Here is a 26,213-nt window from a genome sequence, read left to right as displayed (position 1 = left end):
CCCTCATCGTTACGGAGGTAAAGACCACTGCGATAGACTCCGAACTTGCGCCCGCAACGCGCACAAGGAGAATCCATGAGTGCCCTGCAAGACCTGCTCGCCACCTTCCGCGCCACCGCCAAGACCGAACGCGAGAAAGGCACCTACTTCGAGCGGCTGGTCAAGGCCTACCTGCAGAATGAGCCGTACTACCGCGACCTCTACGCTGGCAAGGTTTGGCTCTGGGAGGAATGGCGCACTGAGGCAGCCAAGCGTGGTTTGGGCGACGTGGGTTCGGACGCCGGCATTGATCTGGTGGCCGAAACCACCACCGGCGAGCTGTATGCCATCCAGGCCAAGTTCTACGACGAGGACGCCAACCTCACCCTGCGCGAACTGTCCACCTTCATCACCGCTGCCGGCAAGAAGCACTATAGCCACGGGCTGATATTCCTTACCGCGACCAAAAGCACCGGCCACCTGCGCGATGCGCTGCAGGGCCAGAAGACGCCCATCAACCTGGTCACCCTGCACGACCTGGAAGCCAGCCAGATCGACTGGTCGAAGTACCAGCCGGGCGCCAAGCCCGCCCTGAAGCCGCAGAAGACGCTGCGCCCGCACCAGCAGACCGCACTGGCTGCGGTGACGGCGGGCCTCGCCAAGGCCGACCGCGGCAAGCTCATCATGGCCTGCGGCACCGGCAAGACCTTCACCGCGCTCAACATCGCCGAAACGCTGGCCGGCAAAGGTGGCCGCGTGCTGTTCCTTGTGCCCAGCCTCGCGCTGCTCTCGCAGGCGCTCACCGAATGGACGCAGGAAGCGGCTACGCCGCTGCATAGCTATGCCGTGTGCTCGGACAGCGACGTGGGCAAAAAGCACGGCGAAGACGACTTCGTGATGCTCAGCCACGAGCTGCAGTATCCGGCCACCACCGAGGCCAAGCACCTCGCTGCCGAAATCGCAAAGCGCCACGACGGCAAGCACATGGACGTGGTGTTCAGCACCTACCACTCCATCGACGTCATCAGCCGCGCGCAGAAGAAGTACGACCTGGCCGAGTTCGACCTCATCCTCTGCGACGAGGCCCACCGCACCACCGGCGCCACCTTCGAGGGCGAGGACGAAAGCCACTTCGTGAAGGTGCACGACGCCGATTTCATCAAGGGCGCGAAGCGCCTGTACATGACCGCCACCCCGCGCATCTACAGCGCGGAGGCGGAGGCGAAGGCCGAACGCGACCGGGCAAAAACCTACGGAATGAACAACCCGGCCTGGTTCGGCAACACGCTCTACACCTTGAGCTTCTCCGAAGCGGTGCGCCGCGATCTCTTGTCCGACTACAAGGTGATCGTCCTGGCGGTGGAGGAAACCGCGATCAACCGCCGCCTGCAGAAACTGCTCTCCAGCGGCGACAATGACCTCAAGATGGACGATGCCGCGCGCATCGTCGGCTGCTGGAAGGCGCTGTCCAAGCAAGGGCTGACGAACGACCTGGCAGGCGACGGCCACCCCATGCAGCGCGCGGTAGCGTTCTGCCACGTCATCGAGGCGAAGAAAGGCGCCAAGGTGCAAAAGGTCGGCTCCAAGAACATCGCGAAGATGTTCCAGGCCGTGGTGGAGGAATACCAGCGAACCGCCACCACCGAGGGCAGCGCGGAGGAAGTCGCTGCTACGCTCCAGTGCAAGGCCGAGCACGTCGACGGCGGCATGAACGCCAGCGAGAAGGAAGCCAAGCTCGACTGGCTGAAGGCCGAGACGCCGCCCAACACCTGCCGCATCCTCTCCAACGTGCGTTGTCTCTCCGAGGGCGTGGACGTGCCGGCGCTGGATGCCGTGCTGTTCCTCACTCCGCGTAGCTCGCAGGTAGACGTAGTGCAGGCCGTAGGCCGAGTGATGCGCAAGGCGCCGGGCAAGCAGCGCGGCTACATCATCCTGCCGGTGGTGATCCCTGCCGGCAAGGAGCCGCACGAGGCCTTGAACGACAACTCCACTTACAAGGTGGTGTGGCAGGTCTTGCAGGCACTGCGCTCGCACGACGACAAGTTCGACGCGATGATCAACAAGCTGGAGTTCAACGGCAAGGACACCAGCAAGATGGAAGTGGTGGCCGTCACCGACAAGGTGCAGAAGAAGGCGGCGCAGTTGCGCGCCAACACCAGCAAGAAACACGCGGCCAACGCGCGCGGCGGTAACGCCATCGGCCAGGCGGTGGCGGACAAGCCGCAGGAACAGGTGGAAATGGAGTTCGAGATCGGCGAGATCGAGCGCGCCATCTACGCCAAGGTGGTGCAGAAGGTCGGCAACCGCCACCACTGGGAAGAATGGGCGGCGGACATTGCCAAGATCGCCAACACCCACATCGACCGCATTAAGGCCATCCTCGAAGACCCGACGCACATGAAAGAGCGCAAGGCGTTCGACGCCTTCGCCGCCGAGCTGCGCGATGACTTGAACGACGAGATCACCGACGCCGAAATCGTCGAGATGCTGGCCCAGCACATGGTCACCCAGCCGGTGTTCGAGGCGCTGTTCGAGAACTACGACTTCGCCAAGCAGAACCCGATGTCGCAGGCGATGCAGAAGGTGCTCGACACCCTGGACGAGCATAGCCTGGACAAGGAGGCCGACACCCTCACCGAGTTCTACGCCAGCGTTCGGCAGCGCGCCGAAGGCATCAATGACGCCGCCGGCAAGCAGAAGATCATCAAGGAGCTGTACGACAAGTTCTTCAACGGCGCCTTCCCCGAGTTGTCCAAGCGCCTTGGCATCGTCTACACCCCTGTGGAAGTGGTGGACTTCATCATCGCCAGCGTGCAGGACGTACTGCGCAACGAGTTCGGCACGTCGCTGGGCAACCGTAACGTGCACATCCTCGATCCCTTCACGGGCACCGGCACCTTCATCACCCGCCTGCTGCAATCCGGCTTCATTTCGCGCGCCGACCTGCCGTACAAGTACCAGCACGAAATCCACGCCAATGAACTGGTGCTGCTGGCCTACTACATCGCCAGCATCAACATCGAAACCGCCTACCACGACCTGCTGCGCGGGCCCGAGGCTGGGAAGGATGAAGCGAAGTGCGCCAGCGAGTACACACTGTTCCCCGGCATCTGCCTCACCGACACCTTCCAGATGTACGAGAAGGACGACTTGGTGGATGCGCTGCTGGTGGACAACAGCGCGCGGCGCAAGCGGCAGAAGAAGCTGGATATTCGCGTCATCCTCGGCAACCCGCCGTATTCCATTGGGCAATCCGATGCGGCTGACGACAACCAGAACGTAAGTTATCCAAATCTCGACGCGCAGATCGCACGCACATACGCGCATCGATCTGATGCACGCACAAGGACAAGCGTTTACGACTCGTACATCCGCGCCATCCGCTGGGCCAGTGACCGCATCGGCAATCGAGGGGTCATTGGTTTCGTCACGAACGCCGGTTGGTTGGATGCGAAGAGTACGGATGGAATGCGCCGATGCATAGCCGATGAATTTTCTAACATTTACGTGTTCCATCTGCGAGGCGACATTCGCAAAAACATGTTGAGCAAAGGGAGGGCTGGGGAAGGCCAGAATATATTCGGAAGTGGCAGCATGGCTGGAATCGCCATCTCAGTACTTGTTAAGAACCCCGAGGCTCAGCAACGCGGACGAGTCTATTTCCATGACATTGGGCATGAAATGAGCCGTGACGAGAAGCTGGCGTCGATTGTCAGCTTGGGTAGTGTCGATGGTGTCGCCAAAGCAGATTGCTGGCAAAACATCGAGCCCGACGAGTACGGAGACTGGCTGCGCCAGCGTGACAGCGGTTTCAGCAATTTCATCGTCTTGGGCGACAAGACTGGCCACGCCGCACTATTTGAGGACTATTCATACGGCGTGATTACCAATCGCGATAGTTGGGTGTACAGCTTCTCGAAGCAGGTGTTGACCGCCAACGTTGAACGGATGATTGGCTTCTACAACGAGGAACGGGGTAGGTACCAGGCGACCGGTGCTTCTGCTGAACCGGTCAAGTTCGTCGAAAAGGATGCGCAAAAGATTGGGTGGGACGATAAGTTGCTTCGGGGGATCGCCTCGAACAAGGTAATCAAGTTCAGCACCGATCGAGTAGTAACGGCGTGCTATCGCCCGTTCACCAAGGCGTACTTCTACTTTGACCGCTCGTGTATCTGGAGTGCGTACCAGATGCCACGCATCTTTCCGACCGCAGCAGCCGAAAATCTGCTGCTATGTGTGACCGGAATTGGTGCACGCACGGGTTTCTCGGTCTTAATGGCGGATGCGTTGACCAACCGCCACACGATGGACACCGGGCATTGCTTTCCGCTTTACCTCTACGACGAACCGGTTTCAGCGGACAGCGACACCCCGCAATCCGGACTGTTCGACCAGCACGCCACCAAACCCACAACGCGCAAGCGCCGCGACGCCATCACCGATACCGGTCTCGCGCACTTCACGTCCGCCTACTCCGGCGAGAAGATCGGCAAGGAAGACCTGTTCTATTACATCTACGGCCTGCTGCATTCGCCCGACTACAGCGAGCGCTACGCCGACAACCTCGTCAAGGAACTGCCGCGCATCCCGCGCGTAAAGACAGCCGTCGACTTTTGGGCCTTCAGCAAGGCTGGCCGAGCGCTGGCCGATCTGCACCTGAACTTCGAAACCGTGCCGATGTACGCCAGCGCCAAACTCGACACCGGCAACAAGAAGCTCAGCGACGCCGACTACCTCGTGGAAAAGATGAAAGTGCCCAAGGCCGGCGGCAAGAAAGACCTCACCCGCCTCGTCTATAACACCCACATCACCGTCACCGGCATCCCGCCCGAAGCCTACGACTACGTCGTCAACGGCAAGCCCGCGCTGGACTGGGTGATCGAACGCCAGTGCGTGAAAACCGACAAAGCCAGCGGCATCGTCAACGACGCCAACGACTGGGCGCTTGAGACCATGCACAACCCCAAGTACCCGCTGGAACTGTTCCTACGCGTCATCACCGTCAGCCTCGAAACCCTGAAGATCGTCCGCGCCTTTCCGAAGCTGGATATCTGAGCCGTCTCGATGGCCGACACGACAGACACAGATCAGGGCAAGCTGAGCAACTCCGAACTGCTGGAGGTCTGGATTCCTTATCGCCTGCAGGCCTTGGAAACCCTGCTATGGGCCTACGACAAGTCGCACGACTACGAGCAGCCGAGAGAAATGCAGGTATTTGTGGAGGGGCGTCTCCTGCTTCGGGGAAACACTGCGGCGATGTTGAACCCGATGATCGAGGTCGGATTCATCCATGCGCGGAGCCTCATGGAGTTCATGGGGCTGCGTGTCGAGAAGGGCCATCTGGCGGCGATTCCCTCGCGTCGCCAGGACGACATTGGTATCGAGTACTTCCGCGATGCTCGCGACGCGCCTTTACCAAAAGTTTCTCCCCAAGCGGTGTTTACCGCCTATAACGGTGAACCCGCCGATGCAGAACGATCATTGGTTGCAATGTTCGACCTAGCAAACAAGGGGCTGGCTCACCTGTCCGGATGGAACTGGGGTGGTTATACCGACCGCGAGTTGCGGAACGCTTGCGAGGGCATCCGCGTGCTGATTCAAAACTACCTGTACACGCCACTTGGTATCCGCATGCCTGACGCTCCCCGCTCAAGGCCCGCAGATGCCTCGTCTGCGCCGTAGGAATCAGTCATGTGCGGCCGCTTCGCCCAGTACGCTCCCATCGACGTCGACGCTGAGGACGAGGCGGCGCTGCGTGAACTCGGCCCTCAGCTCGACCTGTTTCGTCACGCTCCCCGCGCTTGAGTTCCCCGGTCATCGGCTTGCGCCTGATCGCACGTCGGCTACTGCCTGACTATCGCCGGATGGAGCCTGACTCGCGGGGTGGCGCTATCTTGGTGAATTGACCCCCTGAGCGCTGCAAGGGCATACGTATGCAACGTGTCAGGAAACCCTGAAAGCATGTGAGCCATGCCTTCGGCGACAATTCCGGCTAAGCCGCGGCGCTCTGTCGCAGTTCGCTTCGGCCTTTTTTCTTCTCATGGCGACATACGCCCCGGGCCCGGCTTCTGCCGGGCCCGGGGCGTTATGCCATCGCATCCAAGGAGTCTGTCATGCCAAAGGTCTCACCGTCGACACCGCTGTCAGCCGTTCATTCCCACAACACCTCTGATTAAACCATCTTGGCTGCTGCCGAAGGCACCCTGCGCGAGAAACTCAAGCGGCAAGGCTGCATCGGCAGCCCAATGGATGCAGCCGACTTCCTGCGTATGCGCTTAGGTGAGCTACCCACGAGGAGTTCCATGTCCTTTGGCTCGATAACCGGTATCGCATCCTGGATTGCCAGAGGCTCTTCACCGGGACCGCCGATGGTGCCAACGTCCATCCGCGAGAGGTCGTTCGGGCAGCATCCAGCATCAATGCCAGCGCCGCCATTCTCGCGCACAACCACCCCAGTGTCGTTGCGGAACCTAGTACCGCAGACCGGGCCATCACCAATGAGCTCCGCGACGCATTGAGGCTGGTGCTGTACGCCAAGGTGGCCGCGCAATCCCCTCCTCGCATTATGCTTAGCTCGGTCAAATCAAGCAGGCTTCGACATGTGCTACTCGGCGCAGATCTGGGCGGACTTCAGAAAATACGAGCGTCTTGGCGGAAAGCTCGATATCAAGGAATTTACGAAACTTGCGGGATGGACGAAGAAGAAGGGCAACTGGATCAAGGTTGTCCCGAAGGCGATGCGCCGCGCGATGACCGACGCTACGAGAGGCGTGCTGGACATCGGCACGATCGAGATGGCGCGCGAAGCGGAAACTGAGGCAATCGCCTTCATCGTGTCTGAGATCGGAGTCCAAGAAGCGCGCCTTGTCGAGGCGAACGCCAAGCTGGCGTCAAGCAAACCGACCAAAAAGGCCGAGACCGATCGCCGCGTCGCGATCAACAAGATTGAGGCAGGAAGGAAGAAGCTCGAAGACTTAGCCTTGCCAGCATCCGCCGATGGCATCGACAGAATCTGGCCTGGTCACTTCGCTCCGGTGATGATTCGTGATCCTGAATCGGGCGAGCGATTGGTAGTCCCGATGCGCTACCGCTGTCGCCTCCCCGGCTGGACAGAGGCCGATGAGATCGAGAAGCCAGGCACGTACAATGCGCGGCGTGACAAGCTCTCCACCGTATGGCGCAAGGTGTTCGGCCACAACCACGGCATCATGATCGTGGATCGGTTCTACGAAAGCGTGTATCTCCACAATCTGCAGCAACGAGCGCTGGTACCGGGTGAGCGCGAGCAAAGCGTGGAGATCCTGTTCACGCCATCGACCGGTGAGAACCTCTTCGTCGCCTGTCTCTGGACCTATGTCGAGGCAGCCGGCGACGATCCGGGGTTCTACACGTTCGCCGCGATCACCGATGACCCGCCCTCAGAAGTCGTTGAGGCGGGCCACGACCGGTGTCCCGTTCCAATACAAGAAGAGGACATCGATGCGTGGCTCGATCCGAGCCCGAGTGACTACGTGAGCCAGTATGCGATCCTCGACCGACGAGTGCGGCCCTACTACGAACATCAACTGGTGCAGCAGAAGAAGCCTTGATGCTTCCAATCTCAGCAAGCTCAAGCGGACTACGCACACCAACGTAGCTGATCAGCAGAACCAATCGAGCATGTCGCGCGCGTCGGCATCCTGGTCAGCGCGTGGTCACCGGCCGGAATCGGCCAGAAGCGGACATCGGCGCCTGTCCGATTGGACCCATTCCATTCCAACGGAAACATTACCCACAGCTTTGAGCTACACGACGTCATAGTCGAATACGCATTCAGAAAGCGTGTCTGTTGCCGCGTATGGGCCACGTCCCCCACCCCTCATGCGTTGCCGCTCCGAGATTAGATAAAGGTGCTTGCGCGCCCGAGAGCCAACGACGTAGAGCAACTTCTTGGCGCTGTTGACGCCTCCATCCGCCTCCGCTTCTTCGCTGAAATGCGGGACCATTCCTTGCAGCAGGCCAAACGCAATCACTACGTCGAACTCCGCACCTTTGACTCCATGGATGGTGTTGACGGTGATACCGCTGCGGTGTTGAAACACTTTGCGGAAGAAGTCAATTCCGCCGATATACGCGGTACCTTCCCTGCGTAACCGATCAATCTTCGCGGCCGAACTCTCAAAGAAGGCTTGATGATGCTCCGAGAGCAAAGCGTGTGATTGCCAGTCGACCCCGAGGCGATCCATCAACGAAGCGAAGAACTCTCTTAGATACAGCAGCCCATCGGGCTGATTCAGCCGGATGGAATTGCTCTCCCGAAGAAGCCGCTTGGCAGATAGGTCTCGAGTGTCGATGCCTTCACTTCCTAGATCTCTGATCACCTCTGCCGCCCAACGCATCCGCCGCACATGCTGCGTGGGGGATGCCTCCGTCAATGCTATCCGCGACAACCGATACCAGAAGTTTTCTTGATCGCGGCTGAAAGGGACCATGCCCGGGCCATCGAACTGGTACTCCGGCAAAGCGCCTGCAAGTCGACGTGTCACTCCCGCCAACAGAATCCACCACGGCGCCAGTACACAGATCTGATCTGCGGAAAACCCTTGTGCAGTACTGAGCCTGATCAGTCTCACAAGCTCGGCCTCCAGCTGGTCTCGCTCCACATTGGTGTTGTAGCTGATGCTGCTGGGAAACGCTCGGTCGGATGCAGCTCCGCGAATGCCGGTCGTCTGAACTGTGAAGTTCGAGAAGTACCTAATTAGCCGATCAGTGGACCTATAGTTTTCAGACAGTGCACGCTCTTCCAGCCGAACACCACAGAGTCGCCGAAGTTCGGCAACCGGCATCGCGAAGCCCCCAAGCGAGCCAAAGATCGCCTGGTTAGGATCGCCCACAACAAAAAGGTTTGTTCGCTCAGCTCCAGCCCTCACGATGGCTGCGACGATCGCGTATTGAATTCTCTTGGTATCCTGGTATTCGTCAATCAGCATCCACCGAAAGATATTGGCTAGGACCGTTGTGATCTGCGGTTGACTTCCGATCAGTCGCGACGCGTAGAAGAGGATCTGCTCAAAGTCAATTTGCTTGTTGTCCGCGAGATGGCGGAAATACAGTGCAAAGATGGCGCGAAGGCGTTCGTGTTTGCTTTGATCCCTGCAAGCCAGAATGTACCCTTGGTCGGTGAAATAGTATTCACAGTCCCAGTAGGTGATGCCTCGTTGCGTTCGGCACAGCTCTTCCAGTAGTTTCTCTTGCTCGTAGCCATCCATGATCCGGAAGCCCTTCGATAAAGCAGGCTCGTAGATGCCATAGGGCTTCAAAATCCATTCCAGGCAGAAGGAGTGAATTGTCCCTATCCATAGCTGCGACGTGTCGACGCCAAGCATTTCGATACGCTCATGAATTTCGTCAGCCGCTCGATGCGTATAGGTGAGAGCCACGATGAACTGTCGCTTGCTCTGTAGGCGCGAGAGCTCATAGGCGATCTTGTAGGTAAGTGTTCTGGTCTTACCACTGCCCGGGCAGGCAACCAGGAATACGCTGTTCTCTTCTCGCACAGCCTCCGACTGTTCATCGTTGAGCTCGGTCCGAGTCCAGACGAACGTCACGGTAGATCGCCCAAAAATGCAAGGATCTGATCGCCGGGAAGTCCTATAGCTGCCTCCGCTTTGATGGTGTTGAAGTCAACTCGACCTGCGCGATACTCAAGCAGGCGTTCCCAATAGCGTTGCAGTGCTGGCGGTGTGGTGGTTCCGCTTGGATTGTTGACCGTCACTCTGTGCTTCAATATGTTGAAGATCAGCTCGGTCGAGAACGTGCCGTGCGCGAAGATGATCGCTTGCTGGATATAGGGCGGAACGACGGTCCTATGGTCAATCCGCTTGCCCAGAAGAATAGCGAACCAACCCTTGCCTTCGTAGTTGGCCATGGTGAGCACGCGCCTCCCGAACTGAGTGGGATCGCCCGAGTTCAGCTCAGTTATGGACTGAGCGCGCGTTGCGGGTTGCGCATAGACATCGTTCACTGATGCGACTACCGCCCCCGCGTTTCCGCACGCAACGAAGTCAACTTCGAACGTATTGTCCGCATAGAAGGGCCGAAGCCATGCGTTGCCTGCCGCCTGCGCATCGAGTTTGACTTTGCGAGCCGCGCCAGACGTTTGGGCACCGAGTAGTTTGCTCTTGAATTTCAACGTCTCCGGATCGTCGCCCGGCAGGGCATGCGGGTTCATAAATGGCGCGTCTAGGTCCGTGATTATCGAACAACGTCGCCGGACTCTGGTCTCATGGAACAGCACGGAGACATTCGCGAAGCCGGTGCTCCCGATATTGACTAGGCTGACTCCAAGCTCGTCCAAGCTCACGCCAAGAACCTTCTTCACCATCAAAGGGATGAGGATTTCTTCGGCGTCACCCTCCACCAAGAGCACGCTCTTTGCGAAGAGCAGGTTGCTGCGAACGGCATCGAGGTAGCGCTGGACATTCCCCACCTGGTCAGGAGCAAGCCCCGCAGACGGCTGGAACGCCTCACAAGCAGTCCCGGTGCGCCCAAGGATATTGACACTCTGAACGTTGCTCACCTCGGAGATGTGTGTCGAGTGCGTCGAGTAAATAATCTGCGCCCCGGCGTATCCAATTCGATCGAACAGCGTCTTCTGGACGTGCGTGTGCAGGTGCGCCTCTGGCTCCTCGATAAGCAGAAAGTTCGCAAGCGCCTGACGTTCGTGCTGATACTTGAACTCCAGAAGCTTCAGCGTCAGGAAAATGAGATTGGCGCCTCCAAGACTTAGCTCCTGGATGCTGCCCTCATGGGTCGCATCGAACTCGCCGACGAAGAGCTTGAGTGACTGAAACAGAGAATCCGCTTCATCCGGAAGATCAGACTTGATTGCCAACAGGGACGGTGAATAGGTCTGCCCGGCAGCTCCATGGATCGTCTCCACGATGTCCGAGCGAACAGTTCGCACATCGTTTAGATTTTCAATTTCTGCGTTCAGCTGCCGCGCGCGGTCTACGATTGGCTGAAACTGGACAGGGTCAATCTGTCCGCTCTTGCTCTTCAGCAGTGTGAGTAGTGGGTTGGTCCGGTTGTTGTGGAACTCGGACACCACATCGCGCAGCGCCTGAATGAAGGTGAATGACACTTCCTTGGTGACCGACAGCGTGCCAGGAATGCGAGCACCCAGCTCCGGAAATTCGATTTCACTACTAAATACAGCGTGGTCAAAGTCTCCTACGATGCGCCGATAGGTCGCTGGATCTGCAAAATCGGCAACGCTCCGCCCCGTAAATACAGTTTCGTAGTCGTCGATCGTTACCCGATCGAGAATCCCCTTCATTCCAGCTACATCAAAGTCCGCGAGCGCTGCCAGACTCATTCTGATCTGCTTATTTGGGCGGAATATCAGGTTGTATGTTGCTCGCCCTACCCCCCCCCCAGCCTGCCCAACTCCCGTGCCATGCACGAAGAGCGCCTGAACCGCCTCATCTGCGCTGATCTCGTCGAACTCGACGCTGATGACGATCCAGTGACCGCGCCAAGAACCAAGTCCCCGGTAGAAGTCCGACTCATTGAGCTTGTATGAAGCCCAGATCATGCTGTCGTCCAGCATGAGTCTGATAGCTCTTAGTACATTGGACTTTCCTGAGCCATTTTCGCCAATGATCGTATTTACGCCTTTATTGAATCGCAGGGTGGCGCTAGCGAAATTCCGATAATTGATGAGTATTAACTTGGAGATGTGCATGCGTGCCGACGTGCCCCCGCCTTCTTATGCCCCGCGAGAACGCAAGCTATCACATACTCCGGAAATGACGCTTATGAGCTGTGAGGGCCCAGCGGTGATGCTGCTCTTCTCGCATTGCCGGGTCTCTGCATCTGGCGTACTCTGACCACCGGGCGGTGGATGTCCGCTATGGGTCGGTTTCCGCCGGTCGACGCGGCTCTGCAGCTAATCATGATGGCCGGCGGGCTGGTGATCGTGGATCGGTCGCGTAGCGCATTCAATCCGCTGTATGCAGTTGAGCCTGGGTAGCCTGGATGTCGTCATCGCTGGCGTGTGCTTCTCGCGCTTTTCCGTGACATCCAGACTTACCTTGGCACCGCGTGTTTCGCCCGAGGCGCTCAGTGGAAGTCTCTCGACCGCACATCCAGCCCACCGAGCAGCTCGCTCATGTCAAGCAGGCGACTGGCAATCAGATGGCACACGCCATCGACCGCCTCCCAACGTCCGTCGATTCCCAGCAGTTCTGACTCCAACAATACCCGCCGGTGGGTTTCGGCGACATCGCGCCAGACAATGACGTTGACCAAGCCGTGTTCGTCTTCCATCGTCAGGAACGTCACACCGCTGGCGGTCTGTGGTCGCTGACGCATCGTGACGATCCCGGCAACTCGCACATAGGTGTTGTGGGGTCGTTTGCACAGCGTGCGTGAGTCCGTGCATCGAGCCGCGCGCAACCGATCCCTGATCTGCGCCATAGGGTGCACGCCCAACGTCAGTCCGGTGCGCGCATAGTCCGCCAGGGTGTCCTCGGCCTGCGTCGGCTTCGGCAAGGCCACTTCGATCTCTGCCGGACTGACGTTGCCGAAGAGCGGCAGCTGCTTTTCCACACCGGCGATCTCCCAGTGTGCGTGGTGCCGGTGCCGCGACAAACCTCGCAGGGCGCTGGCCTGCGCCAGCAAGTCCTGGTGACGCTTGTCCACGGCCGCTCGCGCGCAAAGATCCGCGATGTCGGCGAACGGACGCTGGGCACGGGCCACCATGATCCGACGTGCAGCTTCCTCACTGAACCCGCGCACCTGACGTAAGCCAAGTTGGATCGCTGGAGGTTCTTCTTCGCGAGTGACAAGCGTGTTGTCCCAATCGCTGCACTGCACGTCGATAGGGAAAAGTTCGATGTCGTGACGCCTAGCGTCTTGCACGATCTGACTCGGTGCATAGAAGCCCATGGGCTGGCTGTTCAGCAGCGCACAGGCGAATGCCGCCGGCTCGTGGCGCTTCAACCAGCACGACGCATAGACGATGCCGGCGAAACTGGCGGCGTGGCTTTCTGGAAATCCGTAGCTGCCGAAGCCCTTGATCTGCTCAAACAGCTTCTCGGCAAACGCCGTGGTGTAGCCGCGATCGGTCATGCCGGTCAGGATGCGTTCGCGGTGCTTCTCCAAGCCGCCGCGCCGCTTCCATGCGGCCATGTCGCGCCGTAGCCCATCCGCCTCTCCGGCGGTGTAACCCGCTGCGATCATGGCCAGTTTCATCACTTGTTCCTGAAACAGCGGCACGCCCAGCGTGCGCTCGAACACTTCCTTCAACTCTTCCGAGGGATAGTCGACGGGCTCCTCGCCCCTACGCCGTCGCAGATACGGGTGCACCATGTCGCCCTGGATGGGGCCGGGCCGGACGATCGCGACTTGCACTACCAGATCGAAGAAGTTCTCCGGTCGATGCCGGGGCAGCATGGCCATCTGCGCGCGTGACTCGATCTGGAACACGCCCACCGTGTCCGCCCGCTGGATCATGGCGTAGGTGTCGGGATCTTCGGATGGCAGCGTGGCCATCGAGTAATCCTGTCCACGTTGGTCGCGCAGCATGTTCAAGCATTTCTGGACGCAGGTGAGCATGCCCAGGGCCAGACAATCGACCTTCAACAGGTTCATGGCGTCCAGATCATCCTTGTCCCACTGGATGATTGTGCGATCGGGCATCGCAGCGTTCTCCACCGGCACCAGTTCGCTCAATGGCGCATCGGCGATCACGAAACCCCCGACGTGCTGCGACAGGTGACGCGGCATGTCCAGGATCTCGGCCGTCAGCTTGATGACGCGCTGGATAACCGCGCTCTCCGGATCGAATCCTCGCTCGCGTAATTGCTCGTTGAGTGACTCGTCGCCGTCCCACCACGCGAATACTTGGCTCAGCTGATCGACCTGATCCAGCGGCAGCCCCATGGCCTTGGCCACGTCCCGCACAGCGCTCTTGCCGCGGTAACAGATGACGGTGGCGGCGAGAGCAGCACGCTCGCGTCCGTATTTCCGATAGATGTACTGGATGACCTCTTCCCGGCGCTCGTGCTCGAAGTCGATGTCGATGTCCGGCGGCTCGTTGCGCTCCTTGGAGATGAACCGCTCAACCAGCAGGCTCATCTTCATCGGGTCGACCTCGGTCACGCCGAGCGCGAAGCACACCGAGGAATTCGCCGCTGAACCACGTCCTTGGCAAAGGATTCCCTGGCTGCGCGCGAAACGCACGATGTCGTGCACGGTCAAGAAATAGGCCTCGTAGCGCAGCGACTCGATCAGCCCCAGTTCGTGCTCTAGCTGTTTGTGCACCTTGTCCGACACGCCTTCAGGCCAGCGCCATCGTGCGCCCTCCCCCACCAGCTGGCGCAGCCAGCTGGTGGGGGTATGACCGTCCGGGACGAGCTCGGCCGGATAGCGGTAGCGCAGCTCATCGAGCGTAAAGGTGCACCGCGCCGCGATCCGTGTGCTCTCTTCGAGCAACCCTTTGGGGTAGAGCTTGGCGAGCACATGCCGGCGACGCAGGTGTCGTTCGCCATTGCGCGCGATCAACCCTCCCGCCTCTGCGATGGGCACGCGGTGCCGGATGGCGGTGAGCGTGTGTTGCAGCGCCAGCCGTCGCCTAATGTGCATGTGCACATCGCCCGCTGCCACCAGCGGCAGACCCAGCTCGCGTCCGATCGCTTCCAGCTCACTCACTCGCCGTGCGTCGTTGGGTCCGCGATGCAGCTCGACGGCCAGCCAGGCACGATCGCCGAACGTCTGTCGCACCCAGCGACCGTGAGCCATGTCGACGATCAGGTTAGGTGCCCATAGAACCAGCGTGCCCGGAAGACCCGTGGCCACGTCGGCGCGCGTCAGTCGGTAGGTACCTTTCTCAGAAGTGCGCCGCCCCGTGGTAATCAGGCTGCACAGCGCCGTGTAACCCGCTTTCGTTTCACACAGCACGACAAGCTTCGGACCATCGTCGAGCTGGATCTCCGAACCGACGATCAACGGCACGCCCGTGCTGCGGGAGGCTTCCAGTGCGCGGACGATGCCGGCAAGTGAGCACTCATCGGTAATCGCCAAGGCGGTATAGCCGCACGCCTTCGCACGCTCGAACAACTCTCGAGCACTGGATGCCCCGCGGCCGAACGAGAAGTTCGACAGGCAATGGAGTTCCGCATAGGCCGTCATGCGAACCACCCGTGAATCATCCAGCCGGTCTGCTCATCAGGTGCGCAGAATGCCCAGGCCTCCTGCCCTAGTGAGGTTTCGATGACGTAGTAGTCGCGGCAGACCTCACCACCATCCCACCAACCCGTTTCGAGGCGCTCCGGACCCGCCAGGATGATCGGGTTCCCACCGCGCAACGGAATGGGGCGCGGAAGCAGCCACGTAGGGCGTGGGTGCGGCTCGATCGGCACTTCATCATGCGTGGCTTCGCGCTGCGCGCGCTCGGGCCGGGGATCTTGCGTGCTACCCAGTCGATAGACCGCACCATCGCCTAGCCTCGCCCGCAATCGCTCGCGCACTTGCTCGATCGGCAACGCGTTCGCGGGGCGTTCGTCGAACAGGTCACGTCCCGCGGGCACGAACGCCGGCAGGTCACGTGCGATCAGGCGCAACGCCAGCACCGGCTCAGGCAGCGTTACGTGTTCCAGCCGGCCACGTGCGAACTCGAACAGCAAGGCACCGTCGCGTTCCGACGCCAGCAAGCCCACCGGCACATCGGTGAAGCGACCGTCGCGGTGTTCCAGGCGCAACAAGAAACGCTGCACCCCGCCATCGCGGCCAGCGAGATAGGCAGCCAGATCATCGACCATGCGCCGCACGGGGAAGATCAACGCCGATAGGTTCTCCACCTCGTGGAGCAACTCAATGCGCAGGTCGAACGTATCCGGCGGCCGATACAACGCCAAACCGGACGGCAAGTCGCCGGTCAGACGATCCAAGGATGCCAGCAGTTCCGCACCGAAACGTCGACGCAGTCCGTCTCGCGGTAGTGCCAGCACTTGGCCCAAGGTACGAATGCCCATGCTCGGCAGCGCCGCGATCGCGCTCGCGGGCAAATGACTCTTCGCAATCGGCACCCGCTGCAGAGCGTTGCGCAGCATGTCGACGGACAGCACCGCCTGCCCATCGGAAACTGTGGTCAGCACATGGGCGGCGTGAGCCGTCGGCGCCGCTGCCATGCGATGGCGGAATCCTAGGTCGGTGAAGTCGGCCCGCAGCATGGATTCAAGCCGTGGCCATGGCCCGAACAAGCCCATGCTCTTGTTGACTTCCAGCACGATCGCGTGCGGCAGCAGGCTGACCTCGGAGCTGTATCGGTAAGCCACAGCAGCCAGGAACCGGAGCCACCGCTCCACCGACTCGCGGTCATAGGGGATCGCTTCGAACTGCGACAGCAGCGCTTGGGCTGCGCTCAGCCGCTGCCCGACATGCAAGCCTGCCGCTCGGGCAGCTTCATTGGCCGAAACGATCGTGCGTGCGTTGACGGGTCCGTCGACAAGCACCAACGGATCGTCCGTGGGCCGGCGTCGGAGAATCCCATCCAAGGCCAGACGTGGCAGGTAGATGCAGAGCCAAAGCATGTCTGGCCGCCATCAATGGACAGAACGTGGCAAGGGAATGGCGTGGGCGGGCACGGCGCCACCTCGGCATTTGCGCACCCAAATCTGCGGACGTGGCGGTGCTTCCAGTTCCAGACGCAGCGCGGCAGGCGAAGCGTTTGAAAGGTGGGAGCGATCGCGGAACACGAAAGCGAGAGCCTGCCCAGTGACCGCGGCGACCTGTAGACGCCGCAAGGCGCGATCGTCGGCGTGATGCGGCCAAGCCAGTACCGCGGCGCAGCTTCCCGATCGCAGGCACTGCTCAGTGGCCCAGAGCACATCCTTCTCACCGGCATCCACGAATTCGACACGGCGCATGTCGACGCCTTGCTGACGCCAGCCGGCGACACATGGCGCGTAGGGTGGCGACACGATCACCACATGGCGCTGACCTTGGGTCAACCGTGCGAGCGTGGGCAGCACGAGACGAAGTTCGCCTACGCCATCGACGGGCAACAGGATCTCGGACAACGAGGCCTCGGGCCATCCGCCTGCCGGCAGCACCGCATCGAGTGCGCGCCAACCGGTGGGTTGATCACCGACCGGCACCTCGGGGGCACGACCACGCCAGACCTGGCGCGCATCGAGCAACGCGGAGAGTGGGACTGCAGCGTTCATCAGCTACCCCGCAGCAGGCCTGCAAACAGACCTTCAATTGCGAAGTCTTCGGTGGGATCCACGTCGATGGGTTGGAAGCCCGGACTGTTCGGCATCAGCCGGATCACATCGCCTTTCCAGTGCAGTCGCTTGATGGTGAATTCGTTGCCGCGGACACGTGCTGCGACCACCTGACCATGACGGGCTACCGGCGTGGCATGCACCGCCACCAGATCGCCATCCAGGATGCCTTCGTCGCGCATCGAATCGCCGACCACCTTCACCAGGTAGTCCGGCCGCAGCCGGAACAGCGAACGGGACACGCGCAGGCTGCGATCGACCCGTGACTCCGAAAACAAGGGCTCGCCGGCCGCGATACGGCCGATCAGAGGTAGATCGAGCGTGTCGGCATCCATAGGGTCGGACTCACGCACCAAGCGAATGCTGCGGGCGTGGTTGGGTTCGATCGTCACCCTGCCTTTCGCTTCGAGCGAGCGGACGTGTTTGAGCACTGCGCTGACATTGCCGATCCCCAGGGCGTCGCCGATTTCTTCGAGCGTGGGCGACTGCCCGTCCCGCTCAATCCGGGCGCGGATGAAGGCAAGGACGTTCAATTGGCGCTGGGTGATCTGGATGGTCATGGCTCGCATAGTTTCACCTATTTAGGTGAAAATGAAAGATGAAAGAAAACCACGCCGAACCACCTCTGACAGATCAATGGCTTAGCGCGGTGATCGCATACGGCTTCGAAGGCGACTTCAGCAGCAGCGTCACCCGAAGTCATCTCACGGGATGAGATCGCTTCGGGATTCACTGTTCCCCTCATCAGTCCAGGCCACCGCATGAACGCTCTTCCTGATCGCTACGCCTCCGATGAACTGGTTCTGCGCAACCCAAGCGACGGCCGCACGCTGGCGCAGCGCCTCACGAAGCGGTACGCGGCGAGGATCACCGGTGCTTTCGTGGTGCCCGGTCGTGAAGGGTCATTCGCGCCGTTACCCGACGATCTGCCACCGGCGCTCGCGCATGCCTTGCGCTCGCGTGGCATCGACCAGCTCTATAGCCACCAAGCTGAGGCGTGGGCGGCGACGCAATCCGGCGCGCACGTCGCCATCGTCACGCCTACCGCCTCCGGCAAGTCGCTCTGCTACACGCTACCGGTTATCACCGCTGCGATGACGCAGCACGCCAAGGCGCTGTATCTGTTTCCGACCAAAGCGCTGGCGCAGGACCAAGTGGCCGAGTTGCTCGAACTCAACCAGGCTGGCGATCTGGGCGTCAAAGCCTTCACGTTCGATGGCGACACGCCCGGCGACGCGCGTCAGGCGATCCGGTTGCATGGCGACATCGTGGTCAGCAACCCGGACATGCTGCACCAGGCGATCCTGCCGCATCACACCAAGTGGGCGCAGTTCTTCGAGAACCTGCGCTACGTGGTGATCGACGAGGTGCACACCTACCGCGGCGTGTTCGGTTCGCACGTGGCCAACGTGATCCGCCGACTCAAGCGCGTGTGTGCGTTCTATGGGGTAACGCCACAGTTCATCCTCTGCTCCGCCACGATCGGCAATCCAAAGGAGCACGCCGAAGCGCTGATCGAGGATGCAGTGACTGCGATTACGGAAAGCGGCGCGCCCACCGGCGACAAGCACGTGCTGCTGTGGAACCCGCCCGTCGTGAATCCTGATCTTGGCCTGCGCGCCTCGGCGCGGTCGCAGACCAACCGCATCGCACGGCTGGCGATCAAGTCCGGCATGAAGACGCTGGTGTTTGCCCAGTCGCGCACGATGGTCGAAGTGCTGACCAAGTATCTGAAAGACGTGTTCGATAGCGATCCGCGCAAGCCCGCGCGGATCCGCGCCTACCGCGGCGGCTATCTGCCCAAGGAACGCCGCGCCGCGGAACGCGAGATGCGCGCCGGCACCATCGACGGGATCGTGAGCACGTCGGCCCTGGAGCTGGGCGTGGACATCGGCAGCCTCGATGTAGTCGTGCTCAACGGCTATCCCGGTTCCGTCGCGGCCACCTGGCAGCGGTTCGGCCGCGCCGGTCGCCGGCAGCAATCGGCGCTGGGGGTGCTGGTGGCCAGCTCTGATCCGCTCGATCAATACCTCGTGCGCCATCCGGAGTTCTTCCAGGGCGCGCCGCCTGAACACGCACGCATCCAGCCCGATCAGCCGTTGATCCTGCTCGACCACATTCGGTGCGCAGCGTTCGAGCTGCCCTTCGTCGGCGACGAGATGTTCGGGACCGAGGTGGCCACGCCCTGGCTCGACGTGCTGGGCGAGGAAGGCGTGCTGCATCGCGAAGGCGACCGTTGGGAGTGGATCGCCGACAGCTACCCGGCCATCGCCGTGTCGTTGCGCTCGGTGGCGGACGGCAACTTCGTGGTGGTGGATCGCACCAACGGACGCCAGACCATCATCGCCGAGGTCGACTACACCGCTGCGCCGGTGACCCTCTACGAGGGCGCTATCCACATGATCCAGTCCGTACCCTACCAGGTCGAACGGCTTGATTGGGAAGGCCGCAAGGCCTACGTCACGCGCACCCACGTGGACTACTACACCGACGCGATCGACTACACGAAACTCAAGGTGCTCGATTGCTTCGACACGTCCAACGCAGGATGTGGGAAGGCCCATCATGGCGAAGTGCATGTCGTACGCCGCGTGCCGGGCTACAAGAAGATCCGCTTCTACTCGCACGAGAACATCGGCTTCGGTCCGGTCAACCTGCCCGATCAGGAATTGCACACGACCGCCGTGTGGTGGCAGCTCGCACAGGTCGTCCTCGATACCGCCTTCGAAGACCGCCACCAAGCCCTCGACGGTTTTCTCGGAGCCGCCTACGCACTACACATCGTGGCGACTGTGGCCGTGATGGCCGAAGCGCGCGACCTGCAGAAGTCTGTGGGCAGCGGCGACGGAGCGTGGTTCGTCAGTGCGGACGTCACGGGGCGCGGACATATCCGCGGCACCGACGGGCAGCTTACCGCTCTGGCACCTGATGCCCCGTTTACGCCGACCGTTTACCTTTACGACGCATTTCCCGGCGGCATCGGTCAAAGCGAACCCTTGTTCAACCGGCGCGAGGATCTGGTGGCGCAGTCGATAACCCTTATCGAGCGCTGCGATTGTCGTAGTGGCTGTCCGGGTTGCGTGGGGCCGGTGCTTGCTGCCGACGAGGACGCGGCCACAACGCCCAAGGGTCTGGCGTTGCGCGTGCTGGCGCTGCTGGTGGCCTTGTGAGTGCGTTAGCAGCGCGGCTGCGCCAGCTTCGTACGCAGTCCGGCCAAGCGTCGTCTGTGGCTCCGCCGAAGCCTGCACTTTCGTCTGACGTGCTTCGCCTGATTCAGGGACGCACTCGCATGCAGAGCATGGCCCAGCGCACCCCATCCAGTGACCGATTCGTTCCCGGGACTGAGATCGCACCTGGGCTGTTCCTCACGGAAGCACTCATGGATTGGGGCCGCCCTCCTCCGTTGATCGACACCGCATTTGCACGGTGGGAGGAATCTGTCGCTCACAGCCGACTGCTGCACTTCGACACCGAAACAACCGGTTTGGCAGGAGGCACGGGTACGCGCGCGTGGATGATTGGTGCCGCGGACTGGTTGGCGGATGGGCGCTTTCGTCTGCGCCAGCTGACGACGACCGCGATGGGGGCCGAAACCGCGATGCTGCGAACCTTTGCGGAGTGGCTTCAACCCGATACGGTGCTCGTCAGCTATAACGGCAAGTGCTACGACTCGCCCTTGCTGAAGACGCGTTACCGCCTGACACGGTTGCCGGATCCGTTGTCCGGGCTAGGTCATCTAGATCTGCTCCACCCAGTGCGCCGGCACTGGAAGGGCGTCTGGGAGAACTGTCGCCTGGCCACCGCCGAGCGCGAACTACTTGGTGTAGTGCGGGAAGACGACTTGCCTGGCTCGGAAGCTCCCGCCGCGTGGCTCAGCTATCTGCGCGGAGGATCTGCACGAAACTTGAGGAGGGTGTTGGCGCATAACAGCCAAGACCTGAAGAGTCTGGCTGGCGTGCTGCTTCACTTGGCCTGCTTGCCTCGGTAGTTCGATTGCTTATTGGCCGAGACACGACCGCAATAGCTGGACGATGGGCTGGTGTTTTCACTCCAGACAAGGTCCGAACGGTGGTCTCCTGCGACGCGACCGTAAGCAAGGCCGCTTAACGCCTTTGCGCGATACGGGCGCTCGATCGCAAAGAAATTCAGATCTATATCACCCCATGGAGAGCAGCGCGTTGCCCGCTCAAAAAAGCTGATTGCGTGTGTCTCACCACCGATTTCATGGGAGCAAATCGCTATGTACAACTATCCCGTACTCGAATGTCTTGTTGCGTTTGCCATCGTATTCTCGATCGGCTTCTTGTTTGCCTATTGCGCCCGACGCCGGAAAACCGCGACTCCGAAAGATGGGTTGGCACACACATGACCCAAGCTCTTGGGCTTGATCTCTTTGCCTTTTCATCTTCCCTCGCGACCACGCATAGAGCCCGGCTTCGGCCGGGCTCTATGCGTTTGTGTCGTCTAAAAGGAGTTCGTAATGAAAGTTCATCGAACGTTGGCCTACACCCGCTACAAGCTTGGCAGCGACACGACGGAACAGGACGTACTCGCTGCAGCCGAAGGTATCCTGAGGGAGCGGCTTGAGCGGCTTGGCAGGATCGGCAGCCCGACCGATGCCACCGACTTCCTCCGTATGCGGCTGGGTGCGCTGTTGCACGAGGAATTCCACGTACTGTGGCTCGACAACCGCCATCGCATTCTCGATTGTCAGAAGCTATTCACCGGCACCGTCGACAGTGCCAGCATCTATCCACGAGAGGTCGTGCGGGCGGCCTTGGGCATCAATGCCAGCGCCGCGATTCTCGCGCACAACCATCCAAGCGGGCTTGCGGAACCCAGTGCCGCTGACAGGGCCATCACCAACGAGCTCCGTGACGCATTGAGGCTGGTAGGCGTGCGGATTCTGGACCACATCGTCGTGGGTGCAGAGTGCGTCAGCATGGCCGGCAGGGGGCTTCTGTAACTCTCTTTTCTAAGTCAACGCGGCGTACTCATTTGGCACTCTGTCGTGGCTTCCTGGCCTTCATCGCAGATGGCAAGTGCTTGGGAAGTACGTCTAGTGTGCTTTCCACCTGTTGCGCATAGGCAGCGAGGGGTGTCCCGGTGGCCTTACACCAATCGTAGAGCTGGAGGATGTCGAGTCGCCGTCGACCCAGCTCGACATCAGCCACGAAGGTTTGTGTGCGCCCCAGCTTCACGGCTAGTTGCCGCTGGGTCAACTTGGCTGACAGACGCGCGGACTTCAGGAGTGCCCACGCAATGGCGTATTCGCCTCTGTCGACCGATTTGACACTTTTGTCAGTACGCGTCGCCATGGCCCTACCATACGGAGGCGCCGAGACGATCTATTTATCAACTCATTGGCCGCTTATGCCCAGGCGATGCGATCGCCAATTTCCGCTTATTTCTTGGGCTTTTTGATGAATAGACCCCTCATGCGCCACTCGTCGTTGAACCGTTTTACGGTTCAGTTCAGAATGATGGTGCATCATTGATGCGTGGCTTGGATTCCGATCTGAGCAGCATTCAAAGCTGGCCACAGGGGGCCATCGAACAACCGATGCGAAGCCGCGCACACCTAAGACAAAGCCATGAACACTTCAGCGTCTGTGAAGTGGCGGTGGGCATGTCGATTGGTGACGACACGCAGCGAGTTCTGTTTCTTCACTCTCATCTTGGGCGGGTCGGCTCTTTACCAGGGGCGTCCTGCGGGGATGGGGCCGCGTACACGAAGGCGGCTCCCGCAGTACCAGTTGAGTCAACCACACCACTCACAAGGAAATACCATGAACGCTGTTGCGAATACCTATCCGTCCTACCGGGCGAACCTGCAATCGCTTTCCCCGGCCCAGCGCTACAACCTCATCATCAGTCGCCTCTTCCTGGCCACCTGCTTGGCCGGCGCGATGGCCAGCGGACTCGTGTTCCTGGCAGCCGACAACGGCTTCGGGCTCGTGCTTCAGTACCTGCTGCCGATCCTCGCCTTGCCGTTCATCGTCTGGCGCGGCGCCTGCCGTGGTTCCTACTTCCGTGGCACGCAGTTCTCGGGCGGGTACGTCAAGAAGGATAGCCCCGCGCTCAAGAAGGAATACATCATGGCCGCCATCGGCGGCGTGATCGTGGCGGTTCTCGTCGGCATCGGCTGCGCCGCAGTCGATAGTGGCGGCGCAGCCTCCTTCTTCTCGGTGATCGTGGGCGCCTTTGCTGCGGGCTGGTTCCATACCCGCGGCTTCCTCGCGGGCTGGAGCCGCGTCGATGCGGTGGACAGCAGCAACGGTCCGGCCATCGTTGCCAAGCCCAATGCGGCCACCGGCCTCCTGATCTGGAGCGCCATCCTGACGGTCCTGACGCTCTGCAACCTCTGGGGCATCATGCAGAACCCCTCGATGATTGAGCAGGCATCGACCCTCAAGTCGCAGTCGCAGACCTGTGACTCCCTCTGCCAGGCGATGTCTGGTAACAGCAGCGATTCCCAGTAAGTCCCTCGCATACAGCCTCGCCCGGTAAGGGCGGGGCTGTATGCCCTCCATCGAGCTCCCACCGAAGGAAGCCCCTATGAAAATCCTCCTTTCCATCGTGGCTGTCGCTGCGGTCATCACTCTCACGGGCTGTGCCCCCGACAAACACATCACTGAGGTGAAGGCACTTCCCTTCAGCTACCCAATCAATGAGTTCCAAAATCCGATCCTCAGAGTCCCAGATCCGAACTTGACCGTGGATCAGGCGTTGGATTACCGAAAAGTCTGCGACTCGGTGAAGTGGAAGGTCGATCAGACCGAGCAGCACCAGTATTTCGTCGAATACCGTTGCGACTACAAGGGCGTGAAAGACTCGGCATTTGCCGAGCGTGACAAGGCTGATATCGTTTCTGAAGGTGATGTCTACCAGTGGGCTTTCGGTTCCGACGGACACCCAGCGCTTAACTACGCCGGTTTTGTCATCCGGTTCAAGGGTGGAAGCATCAAAGACTTCAAGATAGATACCGTCCGTGTGATGGAAATGGCCAGCAACAACAAGGTCACGAACGCTGATGAAGCTTTTTCCTATCTCACCAATTCGCGCATTCCTGTCAAGCCTGCCTCGCCCTTCACGGACACAACCTACGGCAATACCTTGGCTGCTTTTTATCCGGGTCACAATGCGGTTGAGGCTGCCAGACTTGCCTATCTGTGGAAGCGCTTACCCTTGGCTGTTGACGACCATGTCGACGCGCTTGGTTACCCGGCCCTGAATGCCGGGAGACAGCCAGCCGGTTGGTTGGAAGAGAATGCCGATCGAGTATTTCCAGTGAATCCGGCGGATGTCCAATTCGTCAGGCGGAACGTCGGTGCCGATATGCCGGACTATATTCCCAACCTTATTAAAGAAATTCCGTTATTACCGAGCAAGCTTTTTTGTACCGACGCCCTCTGTTACGACAGTGACGGCAAAGTCGTAGGTCGGGCCCCAGCGCCCATCCAGGCCCAAGAACTCGCAAAGGGTGAATGGGTACGCGTATCCGCGACTGGCACTGTGGGGGAAGCCGTGGTGGCATCTCGGCCTAACAGCGCCAACGATTCGTCAGATGTAGCCACGACGAGCACAGCCACGCCAGCTCCTGCTCCGCAGGTAGCGCAAGCAGCCCAGCCGACACCTGCCGCTCCGGTAACACCGCAGGTTGTGAATTCGGCCGTGGCCGTGCTGACAGGCGCCTCGCAGCCGCAGGGTCAGCCGGTCGCGAATACGACGGTGCACAGCGGCGACGTTGGGCCGGATGGCTGGCCGAAGATGACTCCTTGCATCCAGAAGCTGCAGGACAAGTTTGCGGTCGACCAACAGAAACAGAACGCCGACACCTCGACCAGTCTGGAGCAGATGCAAGAGTGGGCTGACGTCTGCAAGTCGCTGGGTCAGTGACAGAGCATCCGCTCCTCTCCTCATCGGGAGGAGCGGATGTTCCATTGGTGGTACGAGCCACTTAAATAAATAAGGCGCCTCCGGAGGCGCCTTGTTCGGTACGTCGGTCACGAGGGGCGTGTGCGCCATTGCCGCGAACTGGGTATGCGGCTTTCCGCCGGCAGCGCTCCAGTTTTGCGGCATACGCCGAGACGCTCGAACCGGGACACTTCTTCAGCCGGCCACCGCATGGCGTGGCGCGAACAGGATGATGGCCGCACCCAACAGGCAGATGCCCGCGCCGATGATGTCCCATCGGTCGGGTCGAACGCTCTCGACTCGCCACAACCACAAAATCGACGCCACGATGTAGACGCCACCATAGGCAGCAAAGGCACGCCCCGCGGCAGGGCTTTCCGAGAGCGTCAGCAACCACGCGAAGGCGGCCAGTGACACAAGTGACGCCGGCAGGAGCCATAGAGACTTGCCTTCTCGAAGCCACAACCAGAACCCGAAGCACCCGGCAATTTCTGCCAAAGCTGCGGCAGCGTAGACCAAAGCGGTAAGGGTCATTTGGCGGTCCTATTCACTTCCGCTTTTGCGCAACAGCCTGTTCGCTGCGGTGGGATCCGCAAGGGCGCGTTGCCATGGGCCAACTCTTCCAGCATCACGCAGTCAGCTCCCGACCCGTCTGCGCAGGATTGATCGCAGCTGTCCACAAAGGAAGCGATGCTGTGTTCAAGTTCCTGCAATTCAGCGAGCTTTTGCCGTATCTCCACCAGATGCGCGAAGGTGAGGTCACGTGCTTCCGAGCATGAGCGTTCGCCGTTCTGCACTAGCGAAACCAGCAGCCGTACCTTGTCAATCGGGAAGCCGAAATCCCGGCAACGACGGATAAAGGTCAGTCGACGGACATCGGCTTCCCCGTAGACACGCTGGCTGCCGGGCCGGCGGGAGGCTGTCGGCAACAGGCCGATGTCCTCGTAGTAGCGAATGGTGGGAGTCGTCGTATCGGTGGCTTTTGCCAGGTGACCGATCTTCATTTCCGTGTTCATAGGGGCTTGAACTTCAAGTAACTTGAAGGAT

General features: G+C 60.5%; 17 protein-coding genes and 1 pseudogene. 9 read left to right on the top strand and 9 right to left on the bottom strand.

The window, feature by feature from the left end; all coding sequences use genetic code 11:
• Nucleotides 1-45 precede the first annotated feature (45 nt).
• From QQA13_RS05285 to QQA13_RS05270, 4 genes and pseudogenes are all read left to right on the top strand, one after another.
• Complete coding sequence (locus QQA13_RS05285; RefSeq protein WP_286042573.1) at nucleotides 46-5,034, top strand: DEAD/DEAH box helicase; 4,989 nt, start codon at nucleotides 46-48, stop codon at nucleotides 5,032-5,034.
• 9 nt (nucleotides 5,035-5,043) lie between these two features.
• A complete protein-coding gene (locus tag QQA13_RS05280) occupies nucleotides 5,044-5,661 on the top strand; it encodes a hypothetical protein (protein WP_108473149.1) in 618 nt (205 codons plus the stop codon).
• Nucleotides 5,662-6,310: 649 nt separating this feature from the next.
• Nucleotides 6,311-6,445 (top strand): annotated as a pseudogene (locus tag QQA13_RS05275) (JAB domain-containing protein); the annotation flags it as partial.
• A 133-nt stretch (nucleotides 6,446-6,578) separates the two neighbouring features.
• A complete protein-coding gene (locus QQA13_RS05270; protein ID WP_108473148.1) occupies nucleotides 6,579-7,568 on the top strand; it encodes an SOS response-associated peptidase family protein in 990 nt (329 codons plus the stop codon).
• Between the two features lie 195 nt (nucleotides 7,569-7,763).
• On the opposite strand, the gene QQA13_RS05265 is transcribed toward QQA13_RS05270, so the two are convergent.
• The 6 genes from QQA13_RS05265 to lexA all read right to left on the bottom strand — a co-directional run bounded on the left by QQA13_RS05265 (nucleotide 7,764) and on the right by lexA (nucleotide 17,809).
• On the bottom strand, nucleotides 7,764-9,566 hold the full coding sequence (locus QQA13_RS05265; protein ID WP_108473147.1) for a UvrD-helicase domain-containing protein: 1,803 nt from the start codon (nucleotides 9,564-9,566) through the stop codon (nucleotides 7,764-7,766).
• The gene (locus tag QQA13_RS05260) at nucleotides 9,563-11,704 is read right to left on the bottom strand and encodes an ATP-dependent nuclease (RefSeq protein ID WP_108473146.1); all 2,142 of its coding nucleotides are present in this window, start codon (nucleotides 11,702-11,704) and stop codon (nucleotides 9,563-9,565) included. The genes QQA13_RS05265 and QQA13_RS05260 overlap by 4 nt, the downstream gene beginning before the upstream one ends.
• 377 nt (nucleotides 11,705-12,081) lie before the next feature.
• Nucleotides 12,082-15,153 carry an error-prone DNA polymerase gene (locus QQA13_RS05255; RefSeq protein WP_108473145.1) on the bottom strand — a complete coding sequence of 1,024 codons (3,072 nt, stop codon included), beginning with the start codon at nucleotides 15,151-15,153 and terminating at the stop codon, nucleotides 12,082-12,084.
• On the bottom strand, nucleotides 15,150-16,553 hold the full coding sequence (locus tag QQA13_RS05250) for a Y-family DNA polymerase (RefSeq protein ID WP_108473144.1): 1,404 nt from the start codon (nucleotides 16,551-16,553) through the stop codon (nucleotides 15,150-15,152). Before QQA13_RS05250 ends, QQA13_RS05255 begins: the two co-directional genes overlap by 4 nt.
• A gap of 12 nt (nucleotides 16,554-16,565) precedes the next feature.
• On the bottom strand, nucleotides 16,566-17,189 hold the full coding sequence (gene imuA, locus QQA13_RS05245) for a translesion DNA synthesis-associated protein ImuA (protein WP_108473143.1): 624 nt from the start codon (nucleotides 17,187-17,189) through the stop codon (nucleotides 16,566-16,568).
• Nucleotides 17,189-17,809, bottom strand: coding sequence for a transcriptional repressor LexA (lexA, locus tag QQA13_RS05240; protein ID WP_108473142.1), 621 nt, complete (start codon nucleotides 17,807-17,809; stop codon nucleotides 17,189-17,191). Before lexA ends, imuA begins: the two co-directional genes overlap by 1 nt.
• Before the next feature lie 201 nt (nucleotides 17,810-18,010).
• Between lexA and QQA13_RS05235 the strand changes: the two genes are divergently transcribed.
• The 3 genes from QQA13_RS05235 to QQA13_RS05225 all read left to right on the top strand — a co-directional run bounded on the left by QQA13_RS05235 (nucleotide 18,011) and on the right by QQA13_RS05225 (nucleotide 22,215).
• Nucleotides 18,011-20,419, top strand: coding sequence for a DEAD/DEAH box helicase (locus QQA13_RS05235; RefSeq protein WP_108473141.1), 2,409 nt, complete (start codon nucleotides 18,011-18,013; stop codon nucleotides 20,417-20,419).
• 128 nt (nucleotides 20,420-20,547) lie between these two features.
• Nucleotides 20,548-21,237 carry a ribonuclease H-like domain-containing protein gene (locus QQA13_RS05230; RefSeq protein ID WP_234411406.1) on the top strand — a complete coding sequence of 230 codons (690 nt, stop codon included), beginning with the start codon at nucleotides 20,548-20,550 and terminating at the stop codon, nucleotides 21,235-21,237.
• A 492-nt stretch (nucleotides 21,238-21,729) separates the two neighbouring features.
• Entirely contained in the window at nucleotides 21,730-22,215 is a 486-nt protein-coding gene (locus tag QQA13_RS05225; protein WP_108473139.1) for a JAB domain-containing protein, read from the top strand.
• Between the two features lie 28 nt (nucleotides 22,216-22,243).
• Here QQA13_RS05225 and QQA13_RS05220 read toward each other — a convergent pair whose 3' ends face one another.
• Nucleotides 22,244-22,567, bottom strand: a complete 324-nt coding sequence (locus QQA13_RS05220; RefSeq protein WP_108473138.1) for a helix-turn-helix domain-containing protein — start codon at nucleotides 22,565-22,567, stop codon at nucleotides 22,244-22,246.
• A 471-nt stretch (nucleotides 22,568-23,038) separates the two neighbouring features.
• Between QQA13_RS05220 and QQA13_RS05215 the strand changes: the two genes are divergently transcribed.
• Nucleotides 23,039-23,731: a hypothetical protein gene (locus QQA13_RS05215; protein ID WP_108473137.1), complete on the top strand. Its 693-nt coding sequence runs from the start codon at nucleotides 23,039-23,041 to the stop codon at nucleotides 23,729-23,731.
• 76 nt (nucleotides 23,732-23,807) lie between these two features.
• On the top strand, nucleotides 23,808-25,148 hold the full coding sequence (locus tag QQA13_RS05210) for a hypothetical protein (RefSeq protein WP_108473136.1): 1,341 nt from the start codon (nucleotides 23,808-23,810) through the stop codon (nucleotides 25,146-25,148).
• Nucleotides 25,149-25,361: 213 nt separating this feature from the next.
• Here QQA13_RS05210 and QQA13_RS05205 read toward each other — a convergent pair whose 3' ends face one another.
• Both QQA13_RS05205 and QQA13_RS05200 read right to left on the bottom strand, forming a co-directional pair.
• A complete protein-coding gene (locus tag QQA13_RS05205; RefSeq protein WP_108473135.1) occupies nucleotides 25,362-25,700 on the bottom strand; it encodes a YnfA family protein in 339 nt (112 codons plus the stop codon).
• On the bottom strand, nucleotides 25,697-26,170 hold the full coding sequence (locus tag QQA13_RS05200) for a MerR family transcriptional regulator (RefSeq protein ID WP_108473168.1): 474 nt from the start codon (nucleotides 26,168-26,170) through the stop codon (nucleotides 25,697-25,699). Before QQA13_RS05200 ends, QQA13_RS05205 begins: the two co-directional genes overlap by 4 nt.
• Between the last annotated feature and the right edge of the window lie 43 nt (nucleotides 26,171-26,213).

The organism is Rhodanobacter thiooxydans (genome assembly GCF_030291135.1).
Taxonomy (GTDB): Bacteria; Pseudomonadota; Gammaproteobacteria; order Xanthomonadales; family Rhodanobacteraceae; genus Rhodanobacter; species Rhodanobacter thiooxydans_A.
Note: the sequence above shows the minus strand (reverse complement) of the source record. Positions and strands in the feature narration are given on the sequence as shown.

What these genes read in the sequence shown, in the direction of transcription:
- QQA13_RS05280 (WP_108473149.1), top strand. Translation starts at nt 5,044, where the DNA reads ATGGCCGACACGACAGACACAGATCAGGGCAAGCTGAGCAACTCCGAA.
- QQA13_RS05270 (WP_108473148.1), top strand. Translation starts at nt 6,579, where the DNA reads ATGTGCTACTCGGCGCAGATCTGGGCGGACTTCAGAAAATACGAGCGT.
- QQA13_RS05260 (WP_108473146.1), bottom strand. Translation starts at nt 11,704, where the DNA reads ATGCACATCTCCAAGTTAATACTCATCAATTATCGGAATTTCGCTAGC.
- QQA13_RS05255 (WP_108473145.1), bottom strand. Translation starts at nt 15,153, where the DNA reads ATGACGGCCTATGCGGAACTCCATTGCCTGTCGAACTTCTCGTTCGGC.
- QQA13_RS05250 (WP_108473144.1), bottom strand. Translation starts at nt 16,553, where the DNA reads ATGCTTTGGCTCTGCATCTACCTGCCACGTCTGGCCTTGGATGGGATT.
- imuA (WP_108473143.1), bottom strand. Translation starts at nt 17,189, where the DNA reads ATGAACGCTGCAGTCCCACTCTCCGCGTTGCTCGATGCGCGCCAGGTC.
- lexA (WP_108473142.1), bottom strand. Translation starts at nt 17,809, where the DNA reads ATGACCATCCAGATCACCCAGCGCCAATTGAACGTCCTTGCCTTCATC.
- QQA13_RS05235 (WP_108473141.1), top strand. Translation starts at nt 18,011, where the DNA reads ATGAACGCTCTTCCTGATCGCTACGCCTCCGATGAACTGGTTCTGCGC.
- QQA13_RS05230 (WP_234411406.1), top strand. Translation starts at nt 20,548, where the DNA reads ATGGCCCAGCGCACCCCATCCAGTGACCGATTCGTTCCCGGGACTGAG.
- QQA13_RS05225 (WP_108473139.1), top strand. Translation starts at nt 21,730, where the DNA reads ATGAAAGTTCATCGAACGTTGGCCTACACCCGCTACAAGCTTGGCAGC.
- QQA13_RS05220 (WP_108473138.1), bottom strand. Translation starts at nt 22,567, where the DNA reads ATGGCGACGCGTACTGACAAAAGTGTCAAATCGGTCGACAGAGGCGAA.
- QQA13_RS05215 (WP_108473137.1), top strand. Translation starts at nt 23,039, where the DNA reads ATGAACGCTGTTGCGAATACCTATCCGTCCTACCGGGCGAACCTGCAA.
- QQA13_RS05210 (WP_108473136.1), top strand. Translation starts at nt 23,808, where the DNA reads ATGAAAATCCTCCTTTCCATCGTGGCTGTCGCTGCGGTCATCACTCTC.
- QQA13_RS05205 (WP_108473135.1), bottom strand. Translation starts at nt 25,700, where the DNA reads ATGACCCTTACCGCTTTGGTCTACGCTGCCGCAGCTTTGGCAGAAATT.
- QQA13_RS05200 (WP_108473168.1), bottom strand. Translation starts at nt 26,170, where the DNA reads ATGAAGATCGGTCACCTGGCAAAAGCCACCGATACGACGACTCCCACC.